Here is a 2,111-nt window from a genome sequence, read left to right as displayed (position 1 = left end):
GGTCGGGCTCGATGCCCCACAGGCCTTGCGCGCCGGACCATCCCAGCCGGAACGAGATGACCTCGTCGAAGATGACCAGCGCGCCCGCCGCATGAGCGATCTCGACCATGGCTTGAAGGTAATCCTGGCGCGCCGGGATGAGGCCGGCGCGGTTGGGCATCGGGTCGATCAGCACGGCCGCGATGCTGTCGCCCTCGGCGGCGAAGACGGCGCGCAACGCCTCGCTGTCGTTGAAGGGCACGGCGATCACGTCGTCCAGCACGCCGCGCGGCGTGCCCTTGGCGTAAGCCGTAGACCTTGGCAGGTCACCCCAATTGGCCGGCGAGGAATCCAGGCTCACTTCGGCGAAATCGTAGGAGCCGTGATAGGCGCCCTCGATCTTGACGATCTTCGGCCGCAAGGTGAAGGCGCGCGCGGCCTTGATCGCCATCATCACGCCCTCCGTGCCGGAGTTGGTGAAGCGGACCTGGTCGACCGAGGGCAGCCGCTCGACCAGGAGCTCGGCGAGCTCGATCTCGCTCAGCGTCGGCGCGCCGAAGGCGGTGCCTAGCGGCAGCTGCCCGGCCACGGCCGCGGTGACGTCGGGATGGGCGTAGCCATGGATCATCGCGGTGAAATTGTTGATGCAGTCGTAATAGGCATTGCCGTCGACATCCCAGACCCGGCACCCCTCCCCGCGTTCGGCGTACACCGGAAACGGATCGACAAAGACCGTGGTGCGCGTGTTGCCGCCCGGCATCACCTTCCTGGCGCGTTCGAACAGGGCCTTCGATCCGGGCATGGCGTCGGGATAATGCGGCATGGCTCTCCGAGGCGAGTTCGACTGCTGAAACAGCGACGCAACCGCCGCTCGTCACGTAGCTACGGTTCGTTTCCACGCCGCGCAATCGGCCAGACCGGGCATGCGAGGCGACCAGGTCGTTCCCATCCGCTGTCACGGCGGCTCCGACCATGCCGGGTGAAGGATTGCCTGCTGCGCCCGCCAGCCGCAGATAGCCGATCTGGTTCAATTGAGAACTCTCGCTCTTCCCGCTGGCGAAAACGAGGCAGCGCATGAATGCGAAGCATGATCTCGCTTTGAGCGTCCGACGCTGGTCGACGGCCGTCGACAAGTTCACCATCGGAACGGCCACGCCCGATATCTAGTCCATTTGGATGATGCTTCCTACGCCAGAAGACGTATCTGGTATAACCGGTCGGAACAATTCTAAAACGGCAAGATTTTCACAGTTGTTGATTCACTTCAACATGGGGCATACTGCTACAATGAAGAAATCTTAATCCAAGCACGCGCAGCCACTATGGCGTGTTTCTTGAGCACCGCGAGGAATGCCTAGCAAACAGAGGACCGTGGCCAGTGACACTCACACATGGATCTTACGAGGAGTTCGACACACGCCTGGCATGGGTTCGCTTCAGCATGCGCCACTGGAGGTGGAGCGCCATTCCGGGATGCATCCTCCTCCTGGGGGCGATATCCCCCGCAGACAATGGCGCCGAAATGCAGCAGCAGATCGTTGCGGCGCGGGGCGAACTGGCGTCGACAAAGGCTCAGTTGGACCTAAGCCAGCACGCTGAGCGTAAGGCGAGCGCGCAGGCAAAGGTGTTGGCCGGCACTTCCGCGGAGCAAGCAAAAGCGCTGAATGAGGCGAACCAGAGCAACGAAGCCCTCAAACTCGATCTGGAGGCGGCGCAGCGCGTCATCGAAGGACTGAAAGCACAAGCCGTTTCCTCGAACGAAGCACGCAGCGCCATGGAAGCGTCCCTGGCCGAGGCGAACCAATCGCTCGCCGATGAGCGGCACAAGGCCGAGCAATCCGAGCAAGAACTCGCCATGGCCCGCCAGGCCGCCGACGCCGAAAAGAAACGCGCAGATTTGGCCGTGGCCGAGCGAGCCACCGACCTCCAGCTGGCGGTCGCTGCCGCAAGACATGCCAACGAAGCATTGGACCTGGAACGTGCCCACGCGGTTTCGGCCGCAAGCGATCTTGACGGCGCCCGTCGGGAAAGAGACGCGGCAAAGCAGACATCCGCCGACTTGAGCGCAGCATTGGAGCAAGCGCGTCAAAGACTGACCGACATGTCCGTTGCCCTTACCGCTGCGCGAAAGG

1 protein-coding gene and 1 pseudogene are annotated in these 2,111 nt (G+C 63.0%); one reads left to right on the top strand and one right to left on the bottom strand.

The window, feature by feature from the left end; genetic code table 11:
- Positions 1–802 (bottom strand): aminotransferase class III-fold pyridoxal phosphate-dependent enzyme (locus EOA28_RS33620; protein ID WP_128315738.1); only part of this gene is annotated, 802 nt, incomplete at its 3' end.
- Positions 803–1,501: 699 nt separating this feature from the next.
- On the opposite strand from EOA28_RS33620, the pseudogene EOA28_RS33615 reads away from it, so the two are divergent.
- Positions 1,502–2,111: pseudogene (locus tag EOA28_RS33615) on the top strand (hypothetical protein); the annotation flags it as partial.

Origin of the sequence: Mesorhizobium sp. M2A.F.Ca.ET.067.02.1.1, assembly GCF_004023285.1 — a bacterium.
Lineage (GTDB): Bacteria > Pseudomonadota > Alphaproteobacteria > Rhizobiales > Rhizobiaceae > Mesorhizobium.
The sequence above is the reverse complement of the archived record's forward strand: the minus strand, read 5'-3'. Positions and strand labels throughout refer to the sequence as shown.